The organism is Gelidimonas denitrificans (assembly GCF_055694065.1).
The window spans coordinates 687,200-712,572 of sequence record NZ_CM146350.1 but is presented as its reverse complement, the minus strand read 5'-3'; the positions used below and the strand labels follow the sequence as shown (position 1 = coordinate 712,572).

At 53.7% G+C, this 25,373-nt stretch carries 24 protein-coding genes and 1 tRNA gene; 9 read left to right on the top strand and 16 right to left on the bottom strand.

Going from position 1 to position 25,373, the window contains the following annotated elements:
• Positions 1-226: 226 nt before the first annotated feature.
• The 3 genes from ubiB to ubiE all read right to left on the bottom strand — a co-directional run bounded on the left by ubiB (position 227) and on the right by ubiE (position 3,264).
• Entirely contained in the window at positions 227-1,795 is a 1,569-nt protein-coding gene (gene ubiB / locus FKCLFG_RS03325) for a ubiquinone biosynthesis regulatory protein kinase UbiB (RefSeq protein ID WP_472614812.1), read from the bottom strand.
• Complete coding sequence (locus FKCLFG_RS03320) at positions 1,796-2,383, bottom strand: ubiquinone biosynthesis accessory factor UbiJ (protein WP_472614811.1); 588 nt, start codon at positions 2,381-2,383, stop codon at positions 1,796-1,798.
• 146 nt (positions 2,384-2,529) lie between these two features.
• On the bottom strand, positions 2,530-3,264 hold the full coding sequence (ubiE, locus tag FKCLFG_RS03315; protein WP_472614810.1) for a bifunctional demethylmenaquinone methyltransferase/2-methoxy-6-polyprenyl-1,4-benzoquinol methylase UbiE: 735 nt from the start codon (positions 3,262-3,264) through the stop codon (positions 2,530-2,532).
• A gap of 323 nt (positions 3,265-3,587) precedes the next feature.
• On the opposite strand from ubiE, the gene FKCLFG_RS03310 reads away from it, so the two are divergent.
• The 6 genes from FKCLFG_RS03310 to FKCLFG_RS03285 all read left to right on the top strand — a co-directional run bounded on the left by FKCLFG_RS03310 (position 3,588) and on the right by FKCLFG_RS03285 (position 10,127).
• Entirely contained in the window at positions 3,588-4,844 is a 1,257-nt protein-coding gene (locus FKCLFG_RS03310; RefSeq protein WP_472614809.1) for an MFS transporter, read from the top strand.
• A gap of 62 nt (positions 4,845-4,906) precedes the next feature.
• A complete protein-coding gene (locus tag FKCLFG_RS03305; protein ID WP_472614808.1) occupies positions 4,907-6,445 on the top strand; it encodes a hypothetical protein in 1,539 nt (512 codons plus the stop codon).
• Between the two features lie 10 nt (positions 6,446-6,455).
• Positions 6,456-7,946, top strand: a complete 1,491-nt coding sequence (locus tag FKCLFG_RS03300; RefSeq protein ID WP_472614807.1) for a DUF3482 domain-containing protein — start codon at positions 6,456-6,458, stop codon at positions 7,944-7,946.
• An 81-nt stretch (positions 7,947-8,027) separates the two neighbouring features.
• Positions 8,028-8,104 (top strand) — tRNA-Pro (locus tag FKCLFG_RS03295).
• A gap of 111 nt (positions 8,105-8,215) precedes the next feature.
• Complete coding sequence (locus FKCLFG_RS03290) at positions 8,216-8,809, top strand: DUF938 domain-containing protein (RefSeq protein ID WP_472614806.1); 594 nt, start codon at positions 8,216-8,218, stop codon at positions 8,807-8,809.
• Between the two features lie 337 nt (positions 8,810-9,146).
• Entirely contained in the window at positions 9,147-10,127 is a 981-nt protein-coding gene (locus FKCLFG_RS03285) for an NAD(P)H-quinone oxidoreductase (RefSeq protein WP_472614805.1), read from the top strand.
• Positions 10,128-10,268: 141 nt separating this feature from the next.
• Here the strand turns inward: FKCLFG_RS03285 and FKCLFG_RS03280 are convergent, their stop codons facing one another.
• Together FKCLFG_RS03280 and FKCLFG_RS03275 are read right to left on the bottom strand one after the other, a co-directional pair.
• Complete coding sequence (locus tag FKCLFG_RS03280; protein WP_472614804.1) at positions 10,269-11,675, bottom strand: LutB/LldF family L-lactate oxidation iron-sulfur protein; 1,407 nt, start codon at positions 11,673-11,675, stop codon at positions 10,269-10,271.
• A gap of 24 nt (positions 11,676-11,699) precedes the next feature.
• Positions 11,700-12,425: a (Fe-S)-binding protein gene (locus tag FKCLFG_RS03275; protein WP_472614803.1), complete on the bottom strand. Its 726-nt coding sequence runs from the start codon at positions 12,423-12,425 to the stop codon at positions 11,700-11,702.
• 169 nt (positions 12,426-12,594) lie between these two features.
• On the opposite strand from FKCLFG_RS03275, the gene FKCLFG_RS03270 reads away from it, so the two are divergent.
• On the top strand, positions 12,595-13,380 hold the full coding sequence (locus tag FKCLFG_RS03270; RefSeq protein WP_472614802.1) for an IclR family transcriptional regulator: 786 nt from the start codon (positions 12,595-12,597) through the stop codon (positions 13,378-13,380).
• Between the two features lie 183 nt (positions 13,381-13,563).
• Here the strand turns inward: FKCLFG_RS03270 and pbpG are convergent, their stop codons facing one another.
• The 5 genes from pbpG to FKCLFG_RS03245 all read right to left on the bottom strand — a co-directional run bounded on the left by pbpG (position 13,564) and on the right by FKCLFG_RS03245 (position 17,870).
• Positions 13,564-14,670 (bottom strand): D-alanyl-D-alanine endopeptidase, encoded by a 1,107-nt coding sequence (gene pbpG, locus FKCLFG_RS03265; RefSeq protein ID WP_472614801.1) that lies wholly within the window; start codon positions 14,668-14,670, stop codon positions 13,564-13,566.
• Positions 14,671-14,853: 183 nt separating this feature from the next.
• The gene (locus FKCLFG_RS03260) at positions 14,854-15,549 is read right to left on the bottom strand and encodes a nitroreductase (RefSeq protein ID WP_472614800.1); all 696 of its coding nucleotides are present in this window, start codon (positions 15,547-15,549) and stop codon (positions 14,854-14,856) included.
• A 16-nt stretch (positions 15,550-15,565) separates the two neighbouring features.
• Entirely contained in the window at positions 15,566-16,000 is a 435-nt protein-coding gene (locus FKCLFG_RS03255; RefSeq protein WP_472614799.1) for an acyl-CoA thioesterase, read from the bottom strand.
• Positions 16,000-16,881, bottom strand: coding sequence for a DMT family transporter (locus FKCLFG_RS03250; RefSeq protein ID WP_472615781.1), 882 nt, complete (start codon positions 16,879-16,881; stop codon positions 16,000-16,002). The genes FKCLFG_RS03255 and FKCLFG_RS03250 overlap by 1 nt, the downstream gene beginning before the upstream one ends.
• A 65-nt stretch (positions 16,882-16,946) precedes the next feature.
• Positions 16,947-17,870 (bottom strand): histone deacetylase family protein, encoded by a 924-nt coding sequence (locus tag FKCLFG_RS03245; protein ID WP_472615780.1) that lies wholly within the window; start codon positions 17,868-17,870, stop codon positions 16,947-16,949.
• 411 nt (positions 17,871-18,281) lie between these two features.
• Here FKCLFG_RS03245 and FKCLFG_RS03240 point away from each other — a divergent pair, with 411 nt between their 5' ends.
• Positions 18,282-18,845 (top strand): phasin family protein, encoded by a 564-nt coding sequence (locus tag FKCLFG_RS03240; RefSeq protein WP_472614798.1) that lies wholly within the window; start codon positions 18,282-18,284, stop codon positions 18,843-18,845.
• A gap of 275 nt (positions 18,846-19,120) precedes the next feature.
• Positions 19,121-19,414: a YkvA family protein gene (locus FKCLFG_RS03235; protein WP_472614797.1), complete on the top strand. Its 294-nt coding sequence runs from the start codon at positions 19,121-19,123 to the stop codon at positions 19,412-19,414.
• A 97-nt stretch (positions 19,415-19,511) separates the two neighbouring features.
• On the opposite strand, the gene FKCLFG_RS03230 is transcribed toward FKCLFG_RS03235, so the two are convergent.
• The 6 genes from FKCLFG_RS03230 to FKCLFG_RS03205 form a co-directional block, all read right to left on the bottom strand.
• A complete protein-coding gene (locus tag FKCLFG_RS03230; RefSeq protein ID WP_472614796.1) occupies positions 19,512-20,237 on the bottom strand; it encodes an ABC transporter ATP-binding protein in 726 nt (241 codons plus the stop codon).
• Positions 20,237-21,007, bottom strand: coding sequence for an ABC transporter ATP-binding protein (locus FKCLFG_RS03225; protein WP_472614795.1), 771 nt, complete (start codon positions 21,005-21,007; stop codon positions 20,237-20,239). The genes FKCLFG_RS03230 and FKCLFG_RS03225 overlap by 1 nt, the downstream gene beginning before the upstream one ends.
• The gene (locus tag FKCLFG_RS03220) at positions 21,007-22,233 is read right to left on the bottom strand and encodes an ABC transporter permease subunit (RefSeq protein WP_472614794.1); all 1,227 of its coding nucleotides are present in this window, start codon (positions 22,231-22,233) and stop codon (positions 21,007-21,009) included. The genes FKCLFG_RS03225 and FKCLFG_RS03220 overlap by 1 nt, the downstream gene beginning before the upstream one ends.
• Before the next feature lie 11 nt (positions 22,234-22,244).
• A complete protein-coding gene (locus FKCLFG_RS03215; RefSeq protein WP_472614793.1) occupies positions 22,245-23,174 on the bottom strand; it encodes a branched-chain amino acid ABC transporter permease in 930 nt (309 codons plus the stop codon).
• A 787-nt stretch (positions 23,175-23,961) separates the two neighbouring features.
• Positions 23,962-24,897 carry a 4-hydroxy-3-methylbut-2-enyl diphosphate reductase gene (gene ispH / locus FKCLFG_RS03210; protein ID WP_472614792.1) on the bottom strand — a complete coding sequence of 312 codons (936 nt, stop codon included), beginning with the start codon at positions 24,895-24,897 and terminating at the stop codon, positions 23,962-23,964.
• Positions 24,897-25,352: an FKBP-type peptidyl-prolyl cis-trans isomerase gene (locus FKCLFG_RS03205; RefSeq protein ID WP_472614791.1), complete on the bottom strand. Its 456-nt coding sequence runs from the start codon at positions 25,350-25,352 to the stop codon at positions 24,897-24,899. The genes ispH and FKCLFG_RS03205 overlap by 1 nt, the downstream gene beginning before the upstream one ends.
• Between the last annotated feature and the right edge of the window lie 21 nt (positions 25,353-25,373).

The window sequence follows — 25,373 nt, the reverse complement described above, 5'->3', positions numbered from 1 at the left end:
TTATATGCGAGAAAAGTGCGCTTTAACGTCATACTCCCATATAAATTGGACAGGCTATAACTATTCAAGCGGCATGCCAATTAAGAGCGAAGTGGTGCTGTAGGAGCGCACCCGGGCGCGAAAGCAGTCGCAAGACTGCGGCCGTTGGTCGCGCCCGGGTGCGCTCCTACAAAAACCACTTCGGTTTGGCAATTGCTTATAGTGGCCTGAATAGTAACGACAGACTCTAATAATAAATCCGCATCAGCACCTGAATCAGAATGATGCCGGCCACCAGACCGCTGCCGAAATAGATGACGGTGCTCAACAGACGATTGGTGCGCTTTTGCTCGATCAGCAAATGCTTCAGCAGATCGGTGTTTTGCGGCTGCGGCTGGCCGGCGACCGTCAATGCCTGATGCACCAGGCGTGGCAACTGCGGCATCAACTGGCTATAGCGCGGCGCTTCCGCCTTGAGCCGCTCAATCAGGCCGCGCCAGCCGATCTGGTCGCTCATCCAGCGTTCCAGATGCGGTTTGGCGGTCTTCCATAAATCGAGTTCAGGGTCGAGCTGCCGGCCCAATCCTTCGATATTGAGCAAAGTCTTTTGCAGCAGCACCAGTTGCGGCTGCACCTCGACATTGAAGCGGCGCGAGGTCTGGAACAGCCGCAACAGGATTTGCCCGAACGAAATGTCCTTCAATGGCCGGTCGAAAATCGGCTCGCAGCAGGCCCGCACCGCCGACTCCAGCTCGTCGACCCGGGTTTCCTTCGGGGCCCAGCCGGATTCGATGTGCGCTTCGGCGACCCGCTTGTAGTCGCGCCGGAAGAAAGCAAGGAAATTTTGCGACAGGTAATCCTTGTCATAGTCATTGAGAGTGCCGACGATGCCGAAATCGAGCGCGATATAACGACCAAAGGTGGCCGGGTCCATCGACACCAGAATATTGCCGGGATGCATGTCGGCATGAAAGAACCCATCGCGAAAAACCTGGGTGAAGAAAATTTCCACCCCATCGCGCGACAATTTTTTCAGATCGACGCCGGCCGTTTGCAGCCGGTCCAGCTGCGAAATCGGGATGCCATTCATGCGCTCCATCACGATTACCGCGGACGAGCAATAGTCCCAGTACATCTCGGGCACCACCAGCAGATTGGAGTCGGCAAAATTGCGGCGCAACTGGCTGCCATTGGCCGCTTCGCGCATCAGGTCGAGTTCGTCGTGCAGGTATTTATCGAACTCGCCGACCACTTCCCTCGGTTTCAAGCGCTTGCCGTCGGCCCATAGCCGCTCGACCAGATCGGCGGCGATGTGCATCAGGGCGACATCTTCATCGATCGATTTTTTCATGCCCGGGCGCAATACCTTGACCGCGACCTCGGTGCCGTCTTTGAGCGTGGCGAAATGCACCTGGGCGATCGAGGCGGAAGCTACCGGCGTCCGCTCGAAGCTAGCAAACAGCGTATCGGGGTGAGCGCCGAGCGATTTTTCGATTTGCGCAATCGCCAGTGCGCTGCTGAATGGTGGCACCCGGTCCTGCAGCCGAGCCAGTTCGTCGGCGATGTCGGGCGGCATCAGGTCGCGCCGGGTCGACAATACCTGGCCGAACTTGACGAAAATCGGGCCCAGATCTTCCAGCGCCCGGCGCAGGCGTTCGCCGCGCGGGGCGGAAATGTCGCGCCAGAAAATCAGCGTATCGATCAGCTTTGCAGTGCGCGGCACGGCCAGGCCGGAAATCGCGATCTCGTCCAATCCGTAGCGGATTGCCACGCGCGCGATCTTGAACAAACGTAAAAATTTCCGGATCAAAATCATTTACTTGCGCCTCTGTAATTTTTCAATGCGCTTGGCGAGGCGCTCGACATCATCGCGCATGCGTGCGACTTCCCGTCCGAAATCGCTTACCGCTTGCGGTCTTAACAGAGTCGGATTCTCTTCCAGAAAATATTCTGCGACATTTTCCGCCAGCGATTGCGCGGTCGACTGCACGCTGCGGGATGCAGACCTGACGCCGCTGACGATGCGGGTAGCGGCGATATCGCCTACCAGCTTGCTGAGATCGTGCTCCGCTTCCCAGCGCAATGTCTGGCTGAGTTGCGAGATCGTATTGGCGAAATCGGCATCGCCTTCGATCTGCACATACGAAAATGCGCGTTCGCGGTTTTGCAACATCAGCGGCAGATCCGCAGCTTGAGCGCGGATAGTGACGGTAGCGGGCATTTCGGGCGGGGCGGATTCCAGCATGCCGCCGGGCGCGACCTTGAACCGGACGCAAAGCGGGCCGGCGTCGAAGCAGGCAATCTTGCCGGCATGGACAGCGAGCTTGTCACGCGCCCAGGGCTCCTGGGCCAGCAAGTGATTGATGGCTGCGGGCAGGATGGCGGGCAAAATGGTTGGAAACATTGCGGAAGGGATCATTGATAGCCGAACTGGAAATGGCGCAGGAGGAATTTTCTCCCTTTCAAGGGGAGGAGCAAAAACTCCCACCTGCTCTCTTGAAAGAGGATGAGAAAACCGCCGTCGTCTGTGCGCTGGATGGTTGCGTCCGGTTACAGCTTGACGCCGGTATGCAGTGCCGCCACGCCGGCGCTCAGGTTGAAATAATTGACGCGCTCCAGACCAGCTTCTTCCAGCATGGTTTTCAGGGTTTCCTGATCCGGATGCATGCGGATCGACTCGGCCAGGTAGCGGTAGCTTTCGGCATCGTTGGCGATTTTTTGCCCCATCCACGGCAGGATTTTGAACGAATACAGATCGTACGGCTTTTGCAGCGGCTGCCAGACTTTGGAGAACTCCAGCACCAGCAGCTTGCCGCCCGGCTTCAGCACGCGCTGCATTTCGGCTAGCGCCACATCCTTGTGCGTCATGTTACGCAGTCCGAAGGCGACACTGACGCGGTCGAAATAATTATCCGGGAATGGCAGTTTTTCAGCGTCGCACAACATGGCAGGCGTATTCAAGCCCTGATTAAGCAGCCGATCGCGGCCGACACGCAGCATCGATTCATTGATGTCGGTGAGCCAGACTTCGCCGCTGCTGCCGGCCTGGCGGGCGAACGCCTTGGCCAAATCGCCGGTGCCGCCGGCAATATCGAGCACCTTGAAACCGGGCCGCACTCCAGCCTGCGCGATGGTGAACATTTTCCAGAGCCGATGCAGGCCGACCGACATGACGTCGTTCATCACGTCGTACTTGGCGGAGACCGAATGAAAAACTTCGGCAACCTTGTGGGCCTTTTCTTCTTCGTCGACGGTCTGAAAACCGAAATGGGTTGTATTTGTCATGGCTTCAAGCGCGTAAAGGAGCGTGGGAGATTGGGATATTCGGAGATTCATTGTGCACGGACAGGGTCGGCTCCTGCAGATCGCCATGCATTAAAGTTCCTGATTATACAAGCACCGCTTTACCGCACCTGCGCAGATGCGGCAACGAAGCATGAGCAGCGCCGGTAGCGACCGCAATCCACTATATACTTCGATGTTTTGCAGGCTATCGCGATAGATCCATTGCGCCAATGCGACGCAATAAGCCGTGGCAAATCAATCAACAAAGCCGAAATTAAAACCGATTCAATGCTCAAGCTGATTTCATCAAAAGAGACCCATAAATGCAAGGATTGCTGATCCCGCTAGCCTCGTTGCTCAGCGGGGTAAGCATGCTGATCGTGGGCGTTGGTCTACTTTTTTCGATACTAGGTTTACGTTCAGGATTAGCCGATTTTTCCGGCGTGGTCACCGGCTTGATCATGTCGGCGTATTTTGCCGGGTTTGTGCTGGGCACCTTCATTTGTCCTGCGGTCATTCGGCGGGTGGGCCACATTCGGGCATTTGCTGCGATGGCATCCATTGCTTCGACTATGCCCATCCTGCACGCGCTCTGGGTTGATCCCTGGTTCTGGGGATTGCTGCGTTTGCTCACGGGGGTGTGTCTGGTAGGGCTGTATATCGTAATTGAGAGTTGGCTCAATGTATTGGCGCCCAACCATCAACGCGGCAAAGTGTTTGCCATCTATATGTCGGTGTGTTTTGTGGCATTGGCCTTGGGACAATGGTTGATTTTAGTCGGCGACAGGCTCGGTTTTTTTTCCTTCGCCATGGTGTCCGTGCTGTTCTCTTTTGCCTTGCTGCCTATAACGCTGATTCGCATAGCGGAGCCCAAGCCGGTAGATACGCCACGGATGGGACTGCGTGAACTGTATAAAATCTCGCCGTTAGGCGTTGCTGGCGCGGTGTGTTCCGGCTTGCTGAATGGTGCGTTTTACGGAATGGGCGCGGCCTACGCGCAGGGCGTGGGCTTCACAACGGCTGGTGTTGCCACCTTCATGGCAGTAACAATTTTAGGCGGGGCCATATTCCAGTGGCCGGTGGGAAATTTTTCCGATCGCCATGATCGCAGGGTCGTCATGCTATGGGTCTGCATCGGCAGCGCAGTGCTGGCGGGTGTGGGGTTTTTGCTTTCCGGGGCATCGGAAAATTCTCTGATTGGACTTGGCGCTTTATATGGCGGCCTGGTTTTTACGCTTTACGGGCTCAACGTCGCGCATGTCAACGACTTGATTGACTCCTCCATCTTGCTTGAAGTTACGAGCGGTTTATTGCTGGTGCACGGAGTTGGCGCGGCGATTGGCCCCACCCTCGCTGGCGCTTTAATGGATACCTTCGGCGCTGCAAGTCTGATGCTATTTTTTGCCCTGGTGCTAGGCTTGTTCGCCGTGTTCATATCACACCGGATGAAACTGTTTCCTGCAGTGCCGGCGGCCGATAAAGCGGACTATGTGGTGGTGATGAGTAGCAGTTCGCCGGTGGTGCTGCAGATGGATCCCAGAGCGATTATAGAAGATGACATTACAGAGCGGCGCGCCTAGCCCGAGAGCCAAAAACATCCACACCCAACCCTGATTTGAACCGGAATCTAAGGAATGCGCCGTTGAAAGAACCCCAGGCACGCAATGTATTGCTGGTGCGCGCCATCGAACTGAGCGACACCGGCGGCGCCATTCTGCCGCGCGAGGATCGGCAATGGGCCAGCGAGACCGCGCGTGCGCAAGCTCCACTGGACGAAAATCAGGATTCCCGCAGCCAGGATCCAAGCGTTGCCCAGCAGGATTTCCTTGTCAGGCGCGCCGAACTGTTGCGCGCCCGCCTAAGTAACAAGCAGGTGGCATTGCGCCCGTTCGATCTGCTGGCGCGCTGGCCGCGTTGGCTGCTGTGGGCGCTGCCGCTGGGGGCATTCCTGCTCGGTGCGCTGGCCAATGAAATGACTGCCGGTCAACGGATCAATATCCTGTCGCTCCCGTTACTGACGATGCTGGCCTGGAATGCACTGGTGTATCTGCTGTTGATGCTCAATGCGCTGGGTAACCTGCTCGGCATGCGCGCCAGGTCGGCCACGCTGGCGCAACTGTTGGTCCGCCTGGCGCGCACAGTAAGTTTTACCGCATCAGACCAAATGCAGTTGCCGAAAGGGTCGCCGCTGAACGCCAGCCTGGCGCGCTTTGGCCGGGACTGGCTAGCTTTCTGCAGCCCGCAGATGGCGCAGCGCGCCGCTTGCATTCTGCATCTGAGTGCCGCACTGCTGGCTGCCGGCACGCTGGCCGGCATGTATGTGCGCGGTCTCGGGCTGGAATATCTGGCTGGCTGGCAAAGCACCTTCCTCAATGCCGGCATGCTGGAAAGCTTGCTGCACCTGATACTCAACCCTGCATCGCAACTGACCGGGATTCCGCTCGCCAGCGCCGCGCAACTCGTCGCCATCGAATGGAACGGCTTGCAAGCAGGCGAAAATGCCGCGCGCTGGATTCATTTGTATGCAGCCACCGTCGCCCTCTTCATCATTCTGCCGCGCTTGTTGCTGGCCACCTATGCCGCCAACCGCGCCAACCGTCTGCAACAGCGCTTTCCGCTGGCCGATCCGGGCGAATCGTACCTGCGCCGCCTGCTGGCCAGTCCGGACGATAACAAAAGGCGGGTAAACATAACGCCCTACAGTTACCACCTCGCTGCAGCGGCCCGGCAGCGCTTGCTTGATATGTTGCGCAATGCGCTGGGTCCGGCCAGCCAGATCGAATTTGCACCGACTGTAGCGTATGGCAGCGAGCAAGAGCATCTCGACCTGCTGGGCGATATCGCAGACGAGACAAAAAATCCGACCACCCTGAACATCGTGCTGTTTAGCGCGGCAGCCACGCCGGAACATGAAATTCAGGGCACATTGATGGAAGAAATTCAACGCAAGCTGGCGCAACGTAAAGACCATTGCCAATTGCTGGCGATACTGGATGAATCGCCCTACCGGCAGCGATTGGCGGGCCAGGCCGGCGCGGCCGAACGGCTCGCCGAGCGACGCCGCGGCTGGCAACATATTCTGCAGCAACATCAAGTAAAAATGCTGGCGCTCGACCTCGGCTGCGAAGATGGCGAGTGCAGCAACGCGCAGCTGCAACTACAAAACATCGTTCTGGAATAGGGATGACAGCATGACCGACGGACATCGAAACGACACGAGCAGCCCCATCAACCTCAGCCTGATCTCGCACACCAATGCCGGCAAAACCACGCTGGCACGCACGCTGCTGGGACGCGACGTCGGTGAAGTGCGCGACGCCGCTCATGTCACTGATCTGGCCCAGGCCTACCCGATGCTGAGCACCAAACAAGGCGACGCCTTGATGCTGTGGGATACGCCCGGCTTTGGCGATACCGCGCGCCTGCTGCACCGGCTGCAAATGTCCGGCAATCCGATTGGCTGGATCATGACTCAGGTATGGGACCGGTTTGCCGACCGTCCGCTGTGGTGCAGTCAGCAAGCAATGCGCAACGCGCGCGAACAGGCCGACGTGATCCTTTATCTGGTCAATGCCTGCGAAGACCCGCAAGACGCCGCGTATGTCGATATGGAGATGCAAATCCTGAGCTGGATCGGCAAGCCGGTAGTGCTGCTACTCAACCAGATCGGTCCGCCACACAGAGGCGACCTGGAAGCGCAGGAAGAACAAAAATGGCGCGTCCATCTGCAGCGCTTTCCGATTCTGCGCGCAGTGCTGACGCTGGACGCGTTCGCTCGCTGCTGGGTGCAGGAAGGGATTTTGCTGGACACCGTCGCCAGCCTGCTGCCGGCTGACAAACAAAGCGTTTTCGACACGCTGCGCAGCGTCTGGCGCGCGCAAAACCTATCCAGTTTTCATGACGCGATGGCGATCCTGGCCGCGCAGCTGGCACGCACCGCGTGCGACCGCGAAACCGTCAGCAATCCGACCTGGACCAGCAAGATCGGCGGACTCATCAAATCCTTCGGCCATAACGCCCCATCGGACAAGGATGCGGCGATGCAAAGGATGGCAGAGCGACTCGATGCCGATATCCACCACACCACAGATCGGCTGATCCAGCGACACGGGCTGCAGGGCCATGCCGCGCAAGAGGTATTGCGTCGCCTGCACGACGATTACAGCGCCAATATGCCGTTCAATACCAACACCGCAGCAATCTTCGGCGGCTTGCTGTCCGGGGCATTAGGCGGCTTGGCTGCCGACATCGCCGCCGGCGGCCTGACTTTCGGCGGCGGCATGGTCGCCGGCGGCATCACTGGGGCATTAGGCGCCAGCGGTCTGGCGCGTGGCTACAATCTGGTCAAAGGGAAAACACCGTCGATCCGCTGGTCGGCCGAGTTTTATGAAGGCTTGGTGCGCTCGGCCCTGCTGCGCTACCTGGCGGTGGCGCATTTCGGTCGTGGACGCGGCGATTTTGCGCAAAGCGAGCACCCGACTTTCTGGCAAAAAGCCGTAGCCGATATCGTCAACACCCATCGCACCGAAATTCATGCCATTTGGGCTCTCGGCAAATCAACCGATGACATCGGCCGCATTACGCCAGAGATCGAGGCCGTGCTCGCCATTTGCGCAGCGGACTTGCTGATCTCGCTCTACCCAACGGCCGCCGCCATCTTCCATCCAGACGGCGGGAAGTGATGCGCCATTTCGGAATATTTGCGCTATGCAGCAATTCTGTGATTGACCTGCTGCGAATAGCTAGGTATGATCCGATCTCTTCGGAGTGTGGCGCAGTCCGGTAGCGCACCTGGTTTGGGACCAGGGGGTCCAAGGTTCGAATCCTTGTACTCCGACCAAGTTTAAAAAGAGCTGTCTTTGACAGCTCTTTTTTCATTTCCGACACCCTTGCGACACCCGCGCACTTCACAGTTACACTGATCGGCCGCACACTCTATCCGTCAGCCGCCATGCCCAAGCAATTTTCCACCGCCTGCGAACGCAACAGCGCACCTATCTGCGCTCTTCTGCAACAGATCCTGAAAAACAGCACACATGTGCTTGAAATCGGCAGCGGCAGCGGCCAACATGCAGTGTATTTCGGCGCTGCCATGCCGCATCTGGTCTGGCACAGCAGCGACTTGCCGCACAATCATCCCAGCATCATCGCCTGGCAGCAGGAAGCGCACTTACCCAATGTCGTAGGTCCGCTAACATTGTCAGTCAGCCAGCCGGACTGGCCGAGCGGGCCGTTCGATGCGGTCTTCAGCGCCAATACTTGCCACATCATGGCGTGGCAAGAAGTCGAAGCGATGTTTGCCGGCATCGGCCGCCTTTTGCCGCCCGGCGGTCTGGTCTGCATTTACGGCCCGTTCAACTATGGCGGCCGGTTCAGCAGTCCAAGCAATGCGGAATTCGATGCAATGCTGCGCGCACAAGCGCCGCACATGGGGATTCGCGATTTCGAAGCGGTGAATGCGCTGGCCGCTGCGCAAGGCCTGGTGCTGCAGGAAGATTACAAGATGCCGGCCAACAACCAACTGCTGGTGTGGCGACGCACCTGATGCACCAACAAGCTCGCACGAGATATTACTGATGACAATAATTGATATGAATATAAAAAATTATCGCGCTATCTTGCAGTGCAGCATAATGCGTCTGTCTCCTCTATATCTCTTCCCAGATATGGACTTAAGCCCGCTTTAATCAGCGGGCTTTTTTTTGCCTATGCCATACAGCAACAGCAACCAGCCCACGTTAGCCACTGCAGCAGCGCCGGTAAAATTCTCTACAACATCGAGTCGCCCCCTCTAATCCTAAAAATAACAGTTAACCGTTTGGTTGAAAGCGCTACAGCTGCGATGGCTGCTAGGATAATGAATTTCAGACCAAGGAAATCACATGAATGCGATTGAAATCACCCAATACGGCGCGCCCGATGTGCTGCAAATTTGCCAACGCCCGACGCCGATTCCGAAAGCCGGCGAACTATTGATCAAAGTCCATGCTGCTGGAGTGAACCGGCCGGATGTCCTGCAGAGAACCGGCAACTACCCGGTCCCTGCCGGCGCATCCGACCTGCCGGGCCTGGAAGTAGCAGGCGAAATTGCCGGCGGTGACTTGAGCGGCTGCGCCTTTCAAATCGGCGACATGGTGTGCGCGCTGGTGCAAGGCGGCGGGTATGCCGAGTATTGCGTGGCGCCGATAGAACAATGCCTGCCGATACCGAAGGGCTTGAGCGCGCTGCAGGCTGCCGCCCTGCCGGAAACTTTTTTTACCGTGTGGAGCAATGTGTTTGACCGCGCCCGCCTGACTGACGGGGAAACCCTGCTGGTGCAGGGCGGCACTTCCGGCATCGGCGTGACCGCGCTGCAAGTCGCCAGCGCGCTCGGGCATCGGGTCTTCGCCACCGCCGGCAGCGACGCCAAGTGCCGCGCCTGCGAAGCGCTGGGAGCCGAGCGCGGCATCAATTACAAAACGGAAGATTTCACCGCTGTCGTCAAGCAATTGACCGACGGCAAAGGCGTCGATGTGATCCTCGACATGGTCGGCGGTGATTATGTGGCGCGTGAAATCAGCTGTCTGGCCGACGATGGCCGCATCGGCCTGATTGCCTTGCTCGGCGGCTCCAAAGCCAATATCAACCTGGGGCAAATTCTGCTGCGCCGCCTGACGATTTCCGGCTCGACGCTGCGACCGCGTCCGGTTGCATTCAAGGCAGCGATTGCGAAAAACCTACTGCAGCGGGTCTGGCCGCTGCTTGAATCCGGAGCCATCAAACCTGTCATCTTCCAGACTTTCCCGCTGGCTCAGGCGGCGCAGGCGCATAGTCTGATGGAATCGAGTACGCATATCGGAAAAATCATTTTGCAGGTCATATAAATATACTTGCTACGGTATTTTATGTTTCTGCAATTGATATATGCGGTAAATGTGCCATTATTTGGCATACCCCATCATTTATTTATCTGCGATATTAATCGCGAACATGTGTGAATGCTACGGCATTGCAGCCGTAGCCGATCACTTGCGCTCTTTGTACAGCTCGCGGAAAGTTTTGCCGGAGGGCGCAGGTATATCGCGATAATCGGTCCAGCCGCCCGCGAACGGCAACCTGGAAATCGATTTTTTACTGCCGCCCATGAGGCGCATCACCCGCACGCCGACCTTGGTCGCCAAGTGATACAAGGCAGGCCGTTTGGCGAAATAGGCCCATGCCCGCAAGCCGAGGCGCTCCATTGGTGGCCGCAATTGCTTTGCAAACTGTTCCTCGCGCAGTTTGCGCATCAGGTCCGGTAGCGGGATTTTCACCGGGCAAACCACCTCGCACTCGCCGCACAGGGTTGACGCCTGCGGCAAGTCGAGTGCGTTTTCGATCCCGACATAGGCCGGCGTAAGTACGCTGCCCATCGGCCCCGGATAGACCCAACCATAGCTGTGGCCGCCGATTTTCTGGTACACAGGGCAATGGTTCATGCAGGCGCCACAGCGAATGCAGCGCAGCATGTCCTGGAATTCGCCCCCGATCAATCCGGTGCGCCCGCCATCGATCAGCACGAAATACATGTGTTCCGGGCCGTCCTGCTCGCCTTCCGCGCGCGGGCCGGTGAGCAGGGAAAAATAATTCGAGATCGACTGGCCGGTGGCCGAACGCGGCAGCAAGCGCATCACGGTGGCCAGGTCTTCCAGCGTCGGCAGTACCTTTTCGATGCCGGTCACCACCACATGCACCTTGGGCGGCATGATCGTGCACATGCCTTCGTTGCCCTCATTGGTGACGATCGCGACCGATCCGGTTTCGGCAATGATGAAATTGCCGCCGGTAATGCCCATGTCGGCGGACAAAAACTGCGGCCGCAGGATTTCGCGCGCCTCCCGCGTCATGGCCGGAATGTCGGTCAGACGCGGCCGCTTGTGAACCCGGGCGAACAGGTCGGAGATCTCTTCCTTATCCTTGTGCACCACCGGCGCGATGATGTGCGACGGCGCTTCGTTGCCGTTGATCTGCAGGATGTATTCACCGAGATCCGTTTCGACCACCTGCACGCCGGCAGCTTCCAGCGCCTGGTTCAGCGCCATTTCTTCCGACACCATCGATTTTGACTTGATGGCTTTTTTTATCTCGTGCTTGCGGGCGATTTCGACCACCAGGCGCGACGCATCTGCGGCACTTTCCGCATACAGCACGGTGGCGCCGCGCCGGGTCGCTTCCTTCTCGAAAGTCTCCAGCCAGACATCAAGGTTTTCAATGGCGCGCATGCGCATCTCGACTGCGGTGTCGCGCGTACCTTCGAAGTCGTCCAGCTCCATGATCGCCGAGGCGCGGCCTGTTACGAACTTGGTCGACAGTTTTTTCAGGTTGTTTTGCAGCCGCACGTCAGCCAGGCGTTGCCCGGCACGGGCCTTGAAATGCATCGATTGGATTTGCATGATGTTGTCTCTTTGCTTTTCTTGTTAGCAATCGCCAGCCAGCACTTGCGCCACGTGCAAAACACGGGTCTTGTCATCGCCGGTGCGGCGCAGCCGTCCTTCGATATTGAGCATGCAGCCCAAGTCGCCCAGCACCACCGCGTCAGCGCCGGAGCCATGAATGTTGGCGCACTTCTCGTCCACGATGGCGCTCGAGATGTTGCCGTATTTGATTGCAAAAGTGCCGCCGAAACCGCAGCAGGCGGTGCTATCTTTCATCTCGGTGAGGTGGACATCGGGCAACTGGCCGAGCAGCGCGCGCGGCTGCGCCTGCACGCCCAGTTCGCGCAGGCCGCAACAAGAATCGTGATAGGTAACATGGCCCTTGAAGCTGGAAGGCAGGGTTGCTATTTTCAGTACGCTGACCAGAAAATCGGTCAGCTCGAACACACGTGGTTCCAGCTTGCGCATGCGTGCGAGCAGATCTGGATCATCGGCAAACAGGTCTGAATAATGCGTCTTGACCATGCCGCCGCAGGAGCCGGATGGAATCACCACATAGTCGAAACCTTCGAATTCATTCAGGAATTTTTCGGCCAGCGCACGCGCCGATTGACGGTCACCGGAGTTATAACCAGGCTGACCGCAACAGGTCTGCAAATCCGGCACCACCACTTCGCAGCCATTGGACTCCAGCAGCTTCAGTGTGGAAAAGCCAATTTCCGGACGGACCATATCGACCAGACAGGTTACAAATAATCCGATACGCATCGACTGCTCCCGTTTAATTTTAGACAAACCTTATTATGACGCGTGGAATTGGAAAGAACACCGCTCCCGCTGATGAAATAATTTATGCTATTTCACAGGAATATTTTCGCTTCCCGCAATATTTTTTCACATTGTGGTATAAAGAAGCATTCTGATGTGCCCATGAATAATGAAAAGCAAATTAACACCAACTAAAAGTACAACCTCGATTCAGGTAATCGCACGCATGGTCTCGCTGCTCGATGCGCTGGCGCTCTACCCGGACCCGGTCAGTCTCAAGGAACTTTCCAGAATGACCGGATTGCATCCGTCAACCGCACATCGCATCCTCGGCGATATGGTAGTGACCCGCTTTGTCGACCGGGCTGACCCCGGCACTTACCGTCTGGGCATGCGCCTGCTGGAGCTGGGCAATATCGTCAAGAGCCGCTTGAGTGTGCGCGAGGCAGCGCTGGATTTCATGCGCACCCTGCATCGAAAGACGCAGCAAACCATCAACCTGTCGGTGCGACAGGGCGATGAAATCGTCTATATCGATCGGGCATTTTCCGAACGTTCCGGCATGCAGGTGGTGCGAGCCATCGGCGGCCGCGGCCCGCTGCACCTGACATCGACCGGCAAGCTATTCCTGTCGGTCGACGAACCGAAAACAGTGCGCGCCTACGCCACCCGCACTGGCCTGACAGGTCATAACAAGAATTCGATTACCGATCTAGGCCAACTGGAGCGTGAATTGAGCCTGATCCGCGCACGCGGCTATGCGCGCGACAACGAAGAGCTCGAACTCGGGGTACGCTGCATGGCCGCCGGCATTCGAGACGACAGTGGAAAACTGATTGCCGGCTTGTCGATCTCCGCTCCGGCAGATCGCCTGCAAGATGACTGGGTGGAAGACCTGGTCCAGACCGCGAACCAGATTTCAGCTACATTGGGTTACGTTGCGCAAAACCCATGATCGACAAACATGAGCGAGTATGATTATTTTTCACTATGTTTCCGCAATAATATAGCACGGTAGAAAAAATACCCCCATGAAATATATATGGAATGACAGCATTCGAGACAGCAATCTTCGAAAAGCGACAGGATAAAAAAAGACGAACCAAGGTTCGCCTTTTTTTATCCTGTCGCCGAGCAATTAACTTTGTTCGGCGAGCGCATGCGTCCCGGAGAATGTTGGTGGCGACGCCTGAAGCCATTTGCGTATCCTTGCGGCATCCCCCAAGCGTGATAACTTGCCTTTAGAGTCGAGGAAAACCATCACAACCGGTCGCCCGTCGATCTTTGCCTGCATCACCAAGCATCGTCCGGCTTCAGAGATATAACCTGTTTTTTGTAAGCCGATATCCCATTCCGGATTTTTGACCAATCGATTGGATGTTGAGTATTGCAAAGCGCGCCCTCCCGGCTCCACTATATAACTGGTGTCGGTCGAATATTGGCGCACTATCGGGTAATTGTAGGCAGCACTGACCAGTTTGGCCAGATCACGCGCGCTGGCCACATTCCGGCTCGATAGCCCGGTAGAATCGACATACATGGAATTAGTCATGCCGATCGTTCGCGCCTTTTCATTCATGCGCTTGACAAAATTCTTCAAACCGCCTGGATAGCTACGTCCTAGCGCCGAAGCGGCACGATTTTCCGAACTCATCAGTGCAATATGCAGCATATCGGTGCGCGACAACTGAGACCCCACTCTCAGGCGGGAGTGGCTATTCTTTTCATAATCGATATCCTCGCTAGTCACTTCCAGTATTTCGTTCATATCTTGTGCGGAATCAAGCACGACCAGCGCTGTCATCAATTTGGTGATGGACGCCATCGGCAACGGCACCCTTGAATTTTTTTCAAACAACACTTCAGAAGTCGCCTGATCCATGACAAATGCGACATTGGATTCAAGAGCAAGCGAGTCACGCGTGTGGCTCAACCCAGCCATGTCGCCAAACGTTGGCTTGGCCGGTATTACCACTACAGGCGGCGCTGTCAATACGCGCTTATACGCAGTTTTGCGCTTGTGACTGGATGCGACAATCTTTGCATTTTTTTTATGGCCGACAATGACTCTTTTTGCTCGGCCCTGACTGGCAATGACTTTAGATTTGCTTTTTGTGACCGCTGGCTGCACGCTGCTTTTCTTGCGCTGCACTGCATGCGGGGTGACTTCTTTAGCCAGCGCTGCGGGCGCAGAAATAGTAACGCACAGTATTGAAAAAAATAAAATTAACGCCGACTTAGGCATCTGGAACCTCCCTATTTGGTGCAAATTTTTATACATTTTTAGTTTAGCAAAACCGATAAAATTCGCAAGTAAATTAGGGGGTTAGCGCAGAGACTTGAACAAAATTCTTCATATTATTGAGGGGCCACAAATTAAAATATAAACGGACTGTTAAGACGCGAGCCTCGACAGGTTCCAGGATGATCATTCCAGGAACTTAACGAAGCCTGTTACAGGATCACGCTCGGTCTGCAAGGTGTTCTCAACCTTGCCCATATCCGCATAACCCAGCGACATGCCGCAGACAACCATCTCATTATCCGGCAACTCCAGCACATTGCGAATGATTTTATGATACTGGGTGAATGCCGCTTGCGGGCAGGTATCGAGGCCACGGCCACGTGCAGCGATCATGATGTTCTGTAGAAACATGCCGTAATCCAGCCATGACCCCTGCTCCATGATTCGGTCGATAGTAAACATCAAACCGACTGGCGCATCAAAAAATGCATAATTTCGGCCATGCTGCTCCTGCATTCCCGCCTTGTTATCACGCGTCAATCCGAGCAACGCATACAGATCCCAGCCCACCTTGCGACGACGATCAACGTAAGGCGACACCCATTGGCGCGGGTAATAACTATATTCTTCCACGTGCTCCTGAGCGGCAGCAACGTCGGTAAAGGCTTGCGCAATTTCCGAAGACAACCGATCTTTGATGGCGCCGGTCAGCACATACACTTTCCAGGGTTGTGTATTGGTGCCGGAGGGAGCGCGTGCTGCAACCTCCAGAATTTTTTCGATGTCTTCACGCGCCACCGCCTGGGGCAAGAAGGCGCGGATGGAGCGGCGGGAAACGATCGCTGCATCCACAATTTTCTGTTCTGCTGTCTCAATCATGATGTATGTCTTTCTGTTACTCGATTTGAATGGATTGGAGAAGCTCTCGCATATTGTCGGCAATTGCAGTCGGGCGACGCGTCGCTCTGTCGACATATACATGGATGAAATGCCCTTGAGCAGCTGCAACATCGGCGTCGCCGCGGAAAATTCCCACCTCATAGCGCACGCTGGAGTTTCCCAGTTTGCTGACACGTAATCCTGCATACACCCGATCCGGGAAAGCCACTGATGCGAAATAGTTGCACTGGGTTTCGATCACCAGTCCAATGACCCGGCCATGATCAACGTCCAGCGCACCCTGTTCTATCAGAAATTGGTTTACAACCGTGTCGAACCAGCTGTAATAAATCACATTATTGACATGCCCGTAAGCATCGTTGTCCATCCAGCGTGTCGTAATTTCTTGAAAATACTTGTATTCACTGCGCTGGTTCGCTTTTATCCGCATTATTTCCTCATAACGAAAACCACACCAATCACTGCCACCAGCATACCGACAATACCTGCAATGCTGAAGCTTTCACCGAACATCATCCATGCCATTACTGCGGTGGTTGGCGGCGTTAAATATAAAAGGCTGGCGACGCTGGTGGCGGCGCTCTTGCGGATGAGCGAAAATAAAAGGAAAATGGCGCCAATCGACAAGGCAAAGACTGACCATAGCAATGCGCCAATAAACTGCGGCGTCCATTGTACGGCGGCCAAAGCCGGCGTCACATGCTCAAACACTATTGCCATCGGCAATATAACTATGAATGATGCGACAAACTGAATGGTAGTGCCAGTACGCAGATCGAAATGTGCGCAATATCGTTTTTGATACAGAGTGCCAATCGTGATCGATAATAACGCCCCCAGACACAAGGCAATGCTCTCCCAAGATAAGCCAATGACGGTAATTTTATTGGAAACGACCAACCCCACGCCGAACAGTCCTAATAACAATCCTAACCATTGACGCCTTTTTACCGATTCGCCGATCAAAGGTGCCGCAAACGCCGTCAGAATCGGCTGCATGCCCACAATCAGCGCCGACAAACCGGCAGGCATGCCGAGCTTGATGGCGCACCAGACACCGGCCAGATAACCTGCCTGCACAAAAATACCCGCCACGGCAATATGCCGTATCTGGCCCACTGGCCAAGGGGCCTGCATCAGCAGCACCAGCGGTACCAATACCATCAATACGCCAGTGAAACGGAGCAATAAAAAAGTCAATGGAGGGGCGTAAGGCAAGCCAAACTTGGCCACAATAAAACCCGTACTCCAGATTAAAACAAAAATAAAGGGAGTGGCAACTAGCCACCGATTCTGCGGTGCGCCGGTCATTGTTTTGCTGATCGCTGGGGAGTTTATGGCACGAGTCATAAGTGAATTAAAAATGTTGCAGTACGTTATACCGCACTGCTGTAATGATCCTGCCATCGCAGCGCATATTCTGCTGCAATTGCGATCGTCTGCAAGTGTATCGTAACTATGTCGCGGATATCATTGCCATAACCGCCTGCCATCGCTATTGCAACCGGTATTTTTCTGCTATAGGCAGCATCGAGCACCATTCTGTCACGTGCAGCAAGCCCTGAAAAAGTCAGCTTCAAATGCCCTAGCCGATCACCTTCATGCGGGTCGGCTCCGGCGAGAAACAGGATCAATTGTGGCGAAAAACGCGCAAATAATGCTCCCAGAGAATCCCGCAAAGCGTTCAGATACGCAGCGTCGCCGGTACCATCGGGCAATCCGACATCCAGATCGCTTTGTTCTTTTTGGAATGGATAATTATCGGCTCCGTGTATCGACAAAGTGAATATCGAATCATCTTTTGCCAGAATTGATGCAGTCCCATTGCCTTGATGAACATCCAGGTCAACGATCGCGACAGAGCGCAACCTTTGCTCAGACTGCATCTGGCGGGCTGCGATTGCAGCATCATTGAAGACACAAAACCCTGCACCATGGCCGGCATAAGCATGGTGAGTGCCGCCCGCAAGATTGAGCGCCACTCCAGAACGCAATGCCGCGCGGCAGGCCTCGATGGTCGCCCCGACAGAACGGCGGGACCGCTCGACCATCTGAGGCGACCAGGGGAAGCCGATGATTTTTTGCTCCTGAGTGGTTAACTCTCCTGCTGCAACACGCCGGATATACGCTGGATCATGCGCCAGAGCCAGGACACCATCTGATGTATATGGCGCTTCCTGTAACTGAAGAGCTGGAACAGCCGTGAGTGCAGCCTCACGAACAAGCTTGTATTTCTCCATCGGGAAGCGATGCCCAACAGGCAAAGGCAAAACGAAGTGGTCGCTGTAATAGGCGTTCAAGGCGGAAAGGAAATCAATATTTGGGGGGCTTGAAAGTGTAGCATGTTGGCAAGATTGCGTTCCGGGGTAGCGAAGGATCGGAAATACTTCTGCCATTGACAATCGAGCATCAACCAAGCAGCCCGATAAATATGTAGCACAGCGACGCAGCACAGCGAAAATTTACCGTTTGCAGCAGTTAGTAATTGGGGGCAAGCGCCTGAGCGATTGCACGCGACTAACTACGCATACTCATGTATTAAGCGCGAAAAATGCCGATCAAAGTCACACGCGCATAACCTGACATTTATTTGTGCCTTGCACAAATAAATTCTTGACTAATATTATTTAACCACTAAAATAAGAATTGTTGCGATGCACAATTTAATTTCAAAATATTACTTAACCACCCGATAATCCTAGGAGATTTCCATGTTTTCAGTCCCAGAACAATTTTCCAGCGCTACCAAAGCAAATTTTGAAGCACAAATCGCCATGATCACGTTACTGACAAATAAAGCATTTGAAAGCGTTGAAAAAGTTATTGACTTGAACATGAATGCAGCCAAAGCCTCACTGGAAGAATCTACGGTTGCAGTTAGGCAATTACTTTCTGCCAAAGACTCCCAAGAATTTTTTTCCTTGACAACAACTCAAGCCAAGCCAACTGCCGAGAAAGCACTAGCATATAGCCGTCATCTGGCAAATATCGCATCAAACGCTCAAGCAGAGTTTACCAAGATTGCTGAAACACAAATTGCTGAAACCAACCGTAAAGTGCTGTCACTGATTGAAGAAGTCACAAAAAACGCGCCAGCTGGTTCTGAAAATGTTGTCGCAATGCTTAAAACAGCGATTGGTAACGCCAACGCCGGTTATGATCAGCTGACAAAAACCACGAAGCAAGCAGTTGAAACGCTAGAAACCAACATGAATACCGCTGCGAACAAATTTACTGATGCAACAAGCAAAGTAAGCGGCGCTGTAAAGAAATAATTACACACGTTTAGCAACCACACTCCGTTCTTCGGATTTGCGGATGCAGTAACAACTGAATTGGCGCTAGTCGCACATTCCAAATGCCCCGTAATTACGGGGCATTTTTTATTTGTAAACAATACTGAAGCACCGGCGGTACTCGCCCAGCCAGATCCTGTTCGTTCGCGGAATATGGAATAGACTGATAGCTATGACTCTTGCAACCTGCCGTTGCTTAAGCCTTGCATCGCATCTAGGCTATGTATTTTAAAATATTGGAACAGGAGATCCCCGTGCTAACCCGTATTCTTTTTTTGCTAAAAGCAGGCGGTCGCGATGCGTCGCTGTTGTGGTACGCATTACGCCAGTCTGAAACACCCGTCTATATCAAGATCGGGGCGATATTGTTAGCGCTATACGTTATCAGCCCATGGGATGTGTTCCCTGACCTGATCCCAGTATTGGGCTGGCTCGATGATGCAACACTACTTGCTCTGGGCTTACCTTTTCTGCTCAAGAAAGTACCTCCGCATATCAGGCGAGCAGCAGAGAACAGGTACAAATACCGCTCAGGAAAAGCCGAGTGAGTGCACGTCACCGGCATTGATATTGGCCATGAAAAACGCCTTGCAAATGATTCAGGCAAGGCATTTTTATTCGTCAAACACAGATAACAGGCTTTAATCAGCCCTCACCCAGATAAGCCTCTTTGACTTTCGGATCGTTCAGCATATCTTTTGCATCTCCGCTCATGGTGATGTAACCAGAATCCATCACATAACCACGATGGGCCGCCTGCAGGGCAAGCTTCGCATTTTGCTCGACTAGCAAGATGGTCACGCCTTCGGCCGATACGTTGCGCACAACTTCAAAGATTTTTTCAACCATGATTGGCGACAGGCCCATGGATGGCTCATCAAGCAGCAATAAATTAGGATGCGACATCAATGCGCGCGCCATGGCGAGCATTTGTTGCTCGCCACCAGACAGGGTTCCCGCCATCTGCGATGCGCGCTCTTTCAAACGAGGAAATACACCAAACCATTTATCGATATCTGCTTCGATACCAGCCTTATCGTCCCGCGTAAAAGCTCCCATCATCAAATTTTCTTTGATGCTCATGCGGGTAAAGACGCCTCTGCCTTCCGGCACCATGGCAAGATTATTCTTAACTAGCTTGAACGACTCCTGGCCCTTAATCGATTTGCCCATATATTGCATATCGCCATCCACCCTACAGATCGGCAAGGTGCCCGTAATCGCCTTAAGAGTAGTTGTCTTACCAGCGCCGTTAGCACCAATAAGCGTAATCAATTCGCCTTTATTTACCTCGAGATCGATACCTTTGACAGCCTGAATGCCGCCGTAGGAAACTTTCAGACCGGTAATTTTGAGTACATTTGCAACCATTAATGAGCACCTCCCAAATACGCCTCGATAACAGCCGGGTTCTTCTGGATTTCGGACGGTAACCCTTCCGCGATTGGCTTGCCATAATCCAGAACAGTGAGACGATCACAAAGACCCATCACCAGTTTTACATCATGCTCGATAAGCAGAATAGTCTTGCCTTCAGATTTGATTTTCACCAGCAATTCGCGCAAGCCCAGCTTCTCGGTTGCATTCATGCCGGCTGCTGGCTCGTCCAGAGCCAGCAGTTGCGGATCAGTAGCGAGCGCGCGCGCAATTTCCAGACGGCGTTGATCGCCATATGACAGATGGCGCGAAGTCCGATTTGCAAACTTTGCTATACCGACGAAATCCAAAAGCTCCATTGCACGTGCGCGAATTTCCTGCTCTTCTTTACGCGCGGCTTTATAACGCAGAATCGCGCCCAGCACACCTTGGTGGGTGCGCACGTGGCGCCCTACCATGACATTTTCGAGTGCCGTCATTTCGCTGAATAGACGAATATTCTGGAACGTGCGTGCAATTCCTGCCTTGGCGACCTCATGCGGCGCTGAAGGCGAGTAAGGCTTGCCAGCCAGCTCAAACGAGCCGGTATCAGGTTGGTATAAGCCGGTTATAACATTGAAAAAAGTTGTCTTGCCAGCTCCATTGGGACCGATCAAGCCATATATCTGTCCTTTGACAATCTGGAGATTGACATTCGATAATGCCTGCAAGCCACCAAAACGTTTGTTGACGCCGGCAATTTTCAGAATGATTTGGTCGCTCATCAATGCTCTCCTTGGGCAGCAACTACGCCGGTTACGCGCTCCGGCTTATCGATATCTGCATCAGGTCTATCCTCGTGCTTGGGGGCTGGCCACAATCCTGCGGGGCGGTTGAGCATGATCAGAACCATGGCCAAGCCGTACAGCAATTGGCGCAGAATCTCTGCATCTATGATCACATGTCCAAACAGTAACTTCTGAACCGGTTCAACTACATGACGTAGTACCTCAGGCAAGGCGGCAAGAATAATACTGCCCAGTATCACACCGGGAATGTGCCCCATCCCGCCCAACACCACCATTGACAGAATGATGATGGATTCCATTAAGGTGAAGGATTCCGGGGAAACAAAGCCCTGGAAAGACGCAAACATCGCTCCGGAGATGCCACCAAAAGAGGCTCCCATCGAGAACGCTAGCAACTTGATGTTCCGGGTATTGATGCCCATTGCTTTCGCAGCAATCTCATCTTCACGAATGGCAACCCAGGCCCGGCCAAGACGCGAATGCTGCAGGCGGGAAGTAATCAGAACGATGACAATGCACAAGGCCAGAAACAGAAAATAGTATGCATTTACCGATGGCATAGAAAAACTGCCAAATTCAACCGTCGCCATCGAGCCTGATTCACCTGCCAAAGAAACGCCGAAGATCCGAATCGGCTCGACCATATTGATGCCCTGCGGCCCGTTGGTGATGTTCACCGGCCCATTCAGGTTATTCAGGAAAATCCGTATGATTTCGCCGAACCCGAGCGTCACAATCGCCAGATAATCGCCACGCAGTTTCAGTGTCGGCGCACCCAGCAAAGCCCCAAACAATGCCGCCACGCCTCCTGCAATTGGCACAATCAACCAGACCGAGAGATGAATCCCATTTTGCGCAATTTCAGGGCCAAATACCCACAATAAAAAATTGCCGATGGGCGGGTACTGATTCACAAACGACTCCAGCACTACCGCAAACTGCGGCGACGCAAGTAAGGCCGTAGTGTAAGCACCGACAGCATAAAAAGCGATGTAGCCCAAATCGAGCAAACCGGCAAAACCCACAACAATATTCAAGCCCAGGGCGAGCATGATGTAGAGCAGTGCAAAATCAATAATGCGCACCCAGGAGTTACCAAAATTGGCGGCGAAAAAAGGGAATGCAATCGCGACGATTGCCAGAATGGCAAAGCTGGAATAAGCAGTGGTCGGATTCTTTTTGATGTCAAAGTTAAGTGCCATGAAGTTTTCCTTTAAGCGCGATCAGCCACACGCTCACCCATGATTCCGGACGGGCGCAGTGTCAATACTATAATTAGCACGACAAAAGCAAAAATATCCTGATAGTGACTACCCAGAAAGCCGCCGGTCAGATCGCCAATATAACCAGCACCCAGGCTTTCAATTACCCCCAACAGAATGCCGCCCAACATCGCACCATATATATTACCGATGCCACCCAGCACAGCAGCAGAAAATGCCTTCAAACCTGGCAAAAACCCCATCGCAAACTGTGCCGAAGAATAATTGGCACCCCACATTACACCGGCTACCGCCGCCAGAGCGGCACCGATGGCAAATGTCGCCACAATCACTTTATTCGCATCGACTCCCATCAAGCCAGCCACGCGCGGATTCTCCGAGGTGGCGCGCATGGCGCGACCCATCTTGGTTTTTTCAATCAGGATTACCAAGCCCACCATCGAAATAGTTGCCAGCACCAGCAACATGACCTGGGTCTGGGAAATCAGTGCGCCGCCGATATGAATCGGTTCACTCGACATGACCTGCGGGAAAGGCAATGGACTGCGCCCCCAAATCATCATGGCAAAAGTTTGCAGCAAAATACCGATACCGATAGCCGTAATCAAAGGGGCCAAACGTGGCGCATTGCGCAGCCGTCGGTAGGCCACACGTTCAATAAATACATTGACGATCACACATACCGGTATTGCAGCCGCAATTGCGATTGCCAGCTTGAAGATACCCGGCATGTCGGGTGCCGAGGTTTGGATAATCTTGAGAACGGTCAGTCCGACCATTGCACCGATCATTAATACCTCACCGTGGGCGAAATTAATAAGACTAAGAACGCCGTATACCATTGTGTAACCAAGAGCAATCAACGCATACATACTGCCAAGGACCAGGCCGTTAATGATTTGTTGGATAAAAATATCCATAAGTTCAAGCTCCCTTAGAGGACCGTAATTTAGTTATTCTGCGGCTCACCTACGATCGCATCATGTGCGACTGCAGCAAAAACCGTTCCTAGTAATGAAAACGGCACCCGTCGTAAAACTCTTGGGTGCCGTGAGGCTTTTTTACCGCTTACGCGATCAAACTTTTCACTACCAGGGGAGCATTGAGGAAGTGTTCAATATACATATTGTCTCCTTATCTTGCGTTTTATTTAAACGATTTTTTAATGTGTGTGCGCCCTCTATTGGGGCACATCCAAATTAGGCCGGGATTGTACACAATCCAAATAACAATTTGGCCACTTCAGCGCAGATTCATGCTACTTCAATACTTATATATCAAACAATTTTTATTGCGTACGGCTAAAAACCGCAGCTTTCGCACGGTAGATATGATAATGAGGAATTCGATAAACAATATATGGAAAATTTCAGTTTATCCTGAACATAGTTCAGCACCACGTAATCAATGCGTATTGGGACACAGATAACAATTTTCGCCATGGTAATAACTTGCATACAAAAAATGCACCTGTATTTTTTGTATTTACAGGAAAAGTTACTGCATGGGAACTGCATTTATCCACTATTTCAATGTGGACAAACACTATGATTACGCTTTCTTTGCGCGTATTTGCCCAATATGTGGCGCGCACCTATGCATCGACATGCGCCAATCTCGTTCGCCGCATCAAATCAGAAGCCACGTTTTTTAAACAAAAAACTACACAAACGCGCTGCTTCCAAATACGCGAACAGCGGTCGCCTGTCACGAGTGGCCCAGACCTTTTGGCATGGGGAAGGTAACGTGCTCCTTAACCCCTTCAAGGTGCCTGATGTTCTTGGCTCCCAGCATTGTCAGGCGGTCGATTACAGCTTGCACCAATACTTCAGGAGCAGATGCGCCCGCAGTTACACCAATTCTTCTCTTGTCAGCTAACCAGTTGGGATCGATTTGGGCAGCATTGTCAACCATATGCGCTATGGTTCCCTTTTTCTCGGCGACTTCACGCAGGCGATTTGAGTTGGAACTGTTTGGGCTACCTACAACAATGACCACATCTACCTGTGGCGCCATAAATTTGACCGCCTCCTGGCGATTCGTGGTGGCGTAGCAAATATCACCTTTTTTCGGTTCGACGATGAGCGGAAAGCGGCTTCGCAATGCGGCAATAATATCGGCCGTATCATCAACGGAAAGAGTGGTTTGCGAAACATAGGCCAGCATGTCGGGCCGCAGCACGGTCAGGGCCTCGACATCGGCAACGGTCTCCACCAGATACATCCCCTGTTCCGCTTGCCCCATCGTGCCTTCCACTTCAGGATGGCCCTGATGGCCGATCATGACGATTTCACGCCCTTCCCGCCGCATTTTCGCCACTTCCATATGCACCTTGGTCACCAAAGGACAGGTTGCATCGAAAACGGTCAAGCCGCGTGCGGTTGCTGCGTCACGCACGGCCCTGGAAACACCATGCGCGGAAAAAATCACAATATTACCGGCCGGCACGTCATCGAGTTCCTCGATGAAGATCGCCCCCTTGACACGCAAATCTTCCACTACGTAAGCGTTATGCACGATTTCATGGCGTACATAAACTGGCGCACCAAACTGAAGCAATGCCCGTTCCACGATTTCAATTGCGCGATCGACGCCGGCACAAAAACCGCGTGGCTGCGCAAGTAAAATTTCTTTCTCTTCCATCACATGATTCCAATGATTCTGACTTCGAATTTCAGTGATTGACCCGCCAGCGGGTGATTGAAATCGAACACCGCGCCTGCATCATCAATTGATCGCAAAACACCGGCAAAGCGACCACCGCCTGGCGCAGCAAAATCCACCAGGTCGCCAATCGCATATTGCGCATCTTCGGGAGAGTTCTCCTGCAGGGTCGATTTCGACACGCGCTGAACCAAATCCGGGTTGCGCGGGCCAAATGCTTGCTCCGGCGACAATTCAAAGGTTTGATGTGCACCCTCCTGCAAACCGATCAGGCAGGATTCGAGGAAAGGGGCAAGTTGCCCATTACCCAGTTGCAAAGTCGCAGGTTTGTCCTGGAAAGTAGTGACAATATCTTTGCCATCCATGGATGCCAAACGATAATTTAACGTCAGATAAGCGGTGTCGGTGACGACTGGAGGTAGTGTGTTGGACATGTAAAACTCATGGTGATTGAG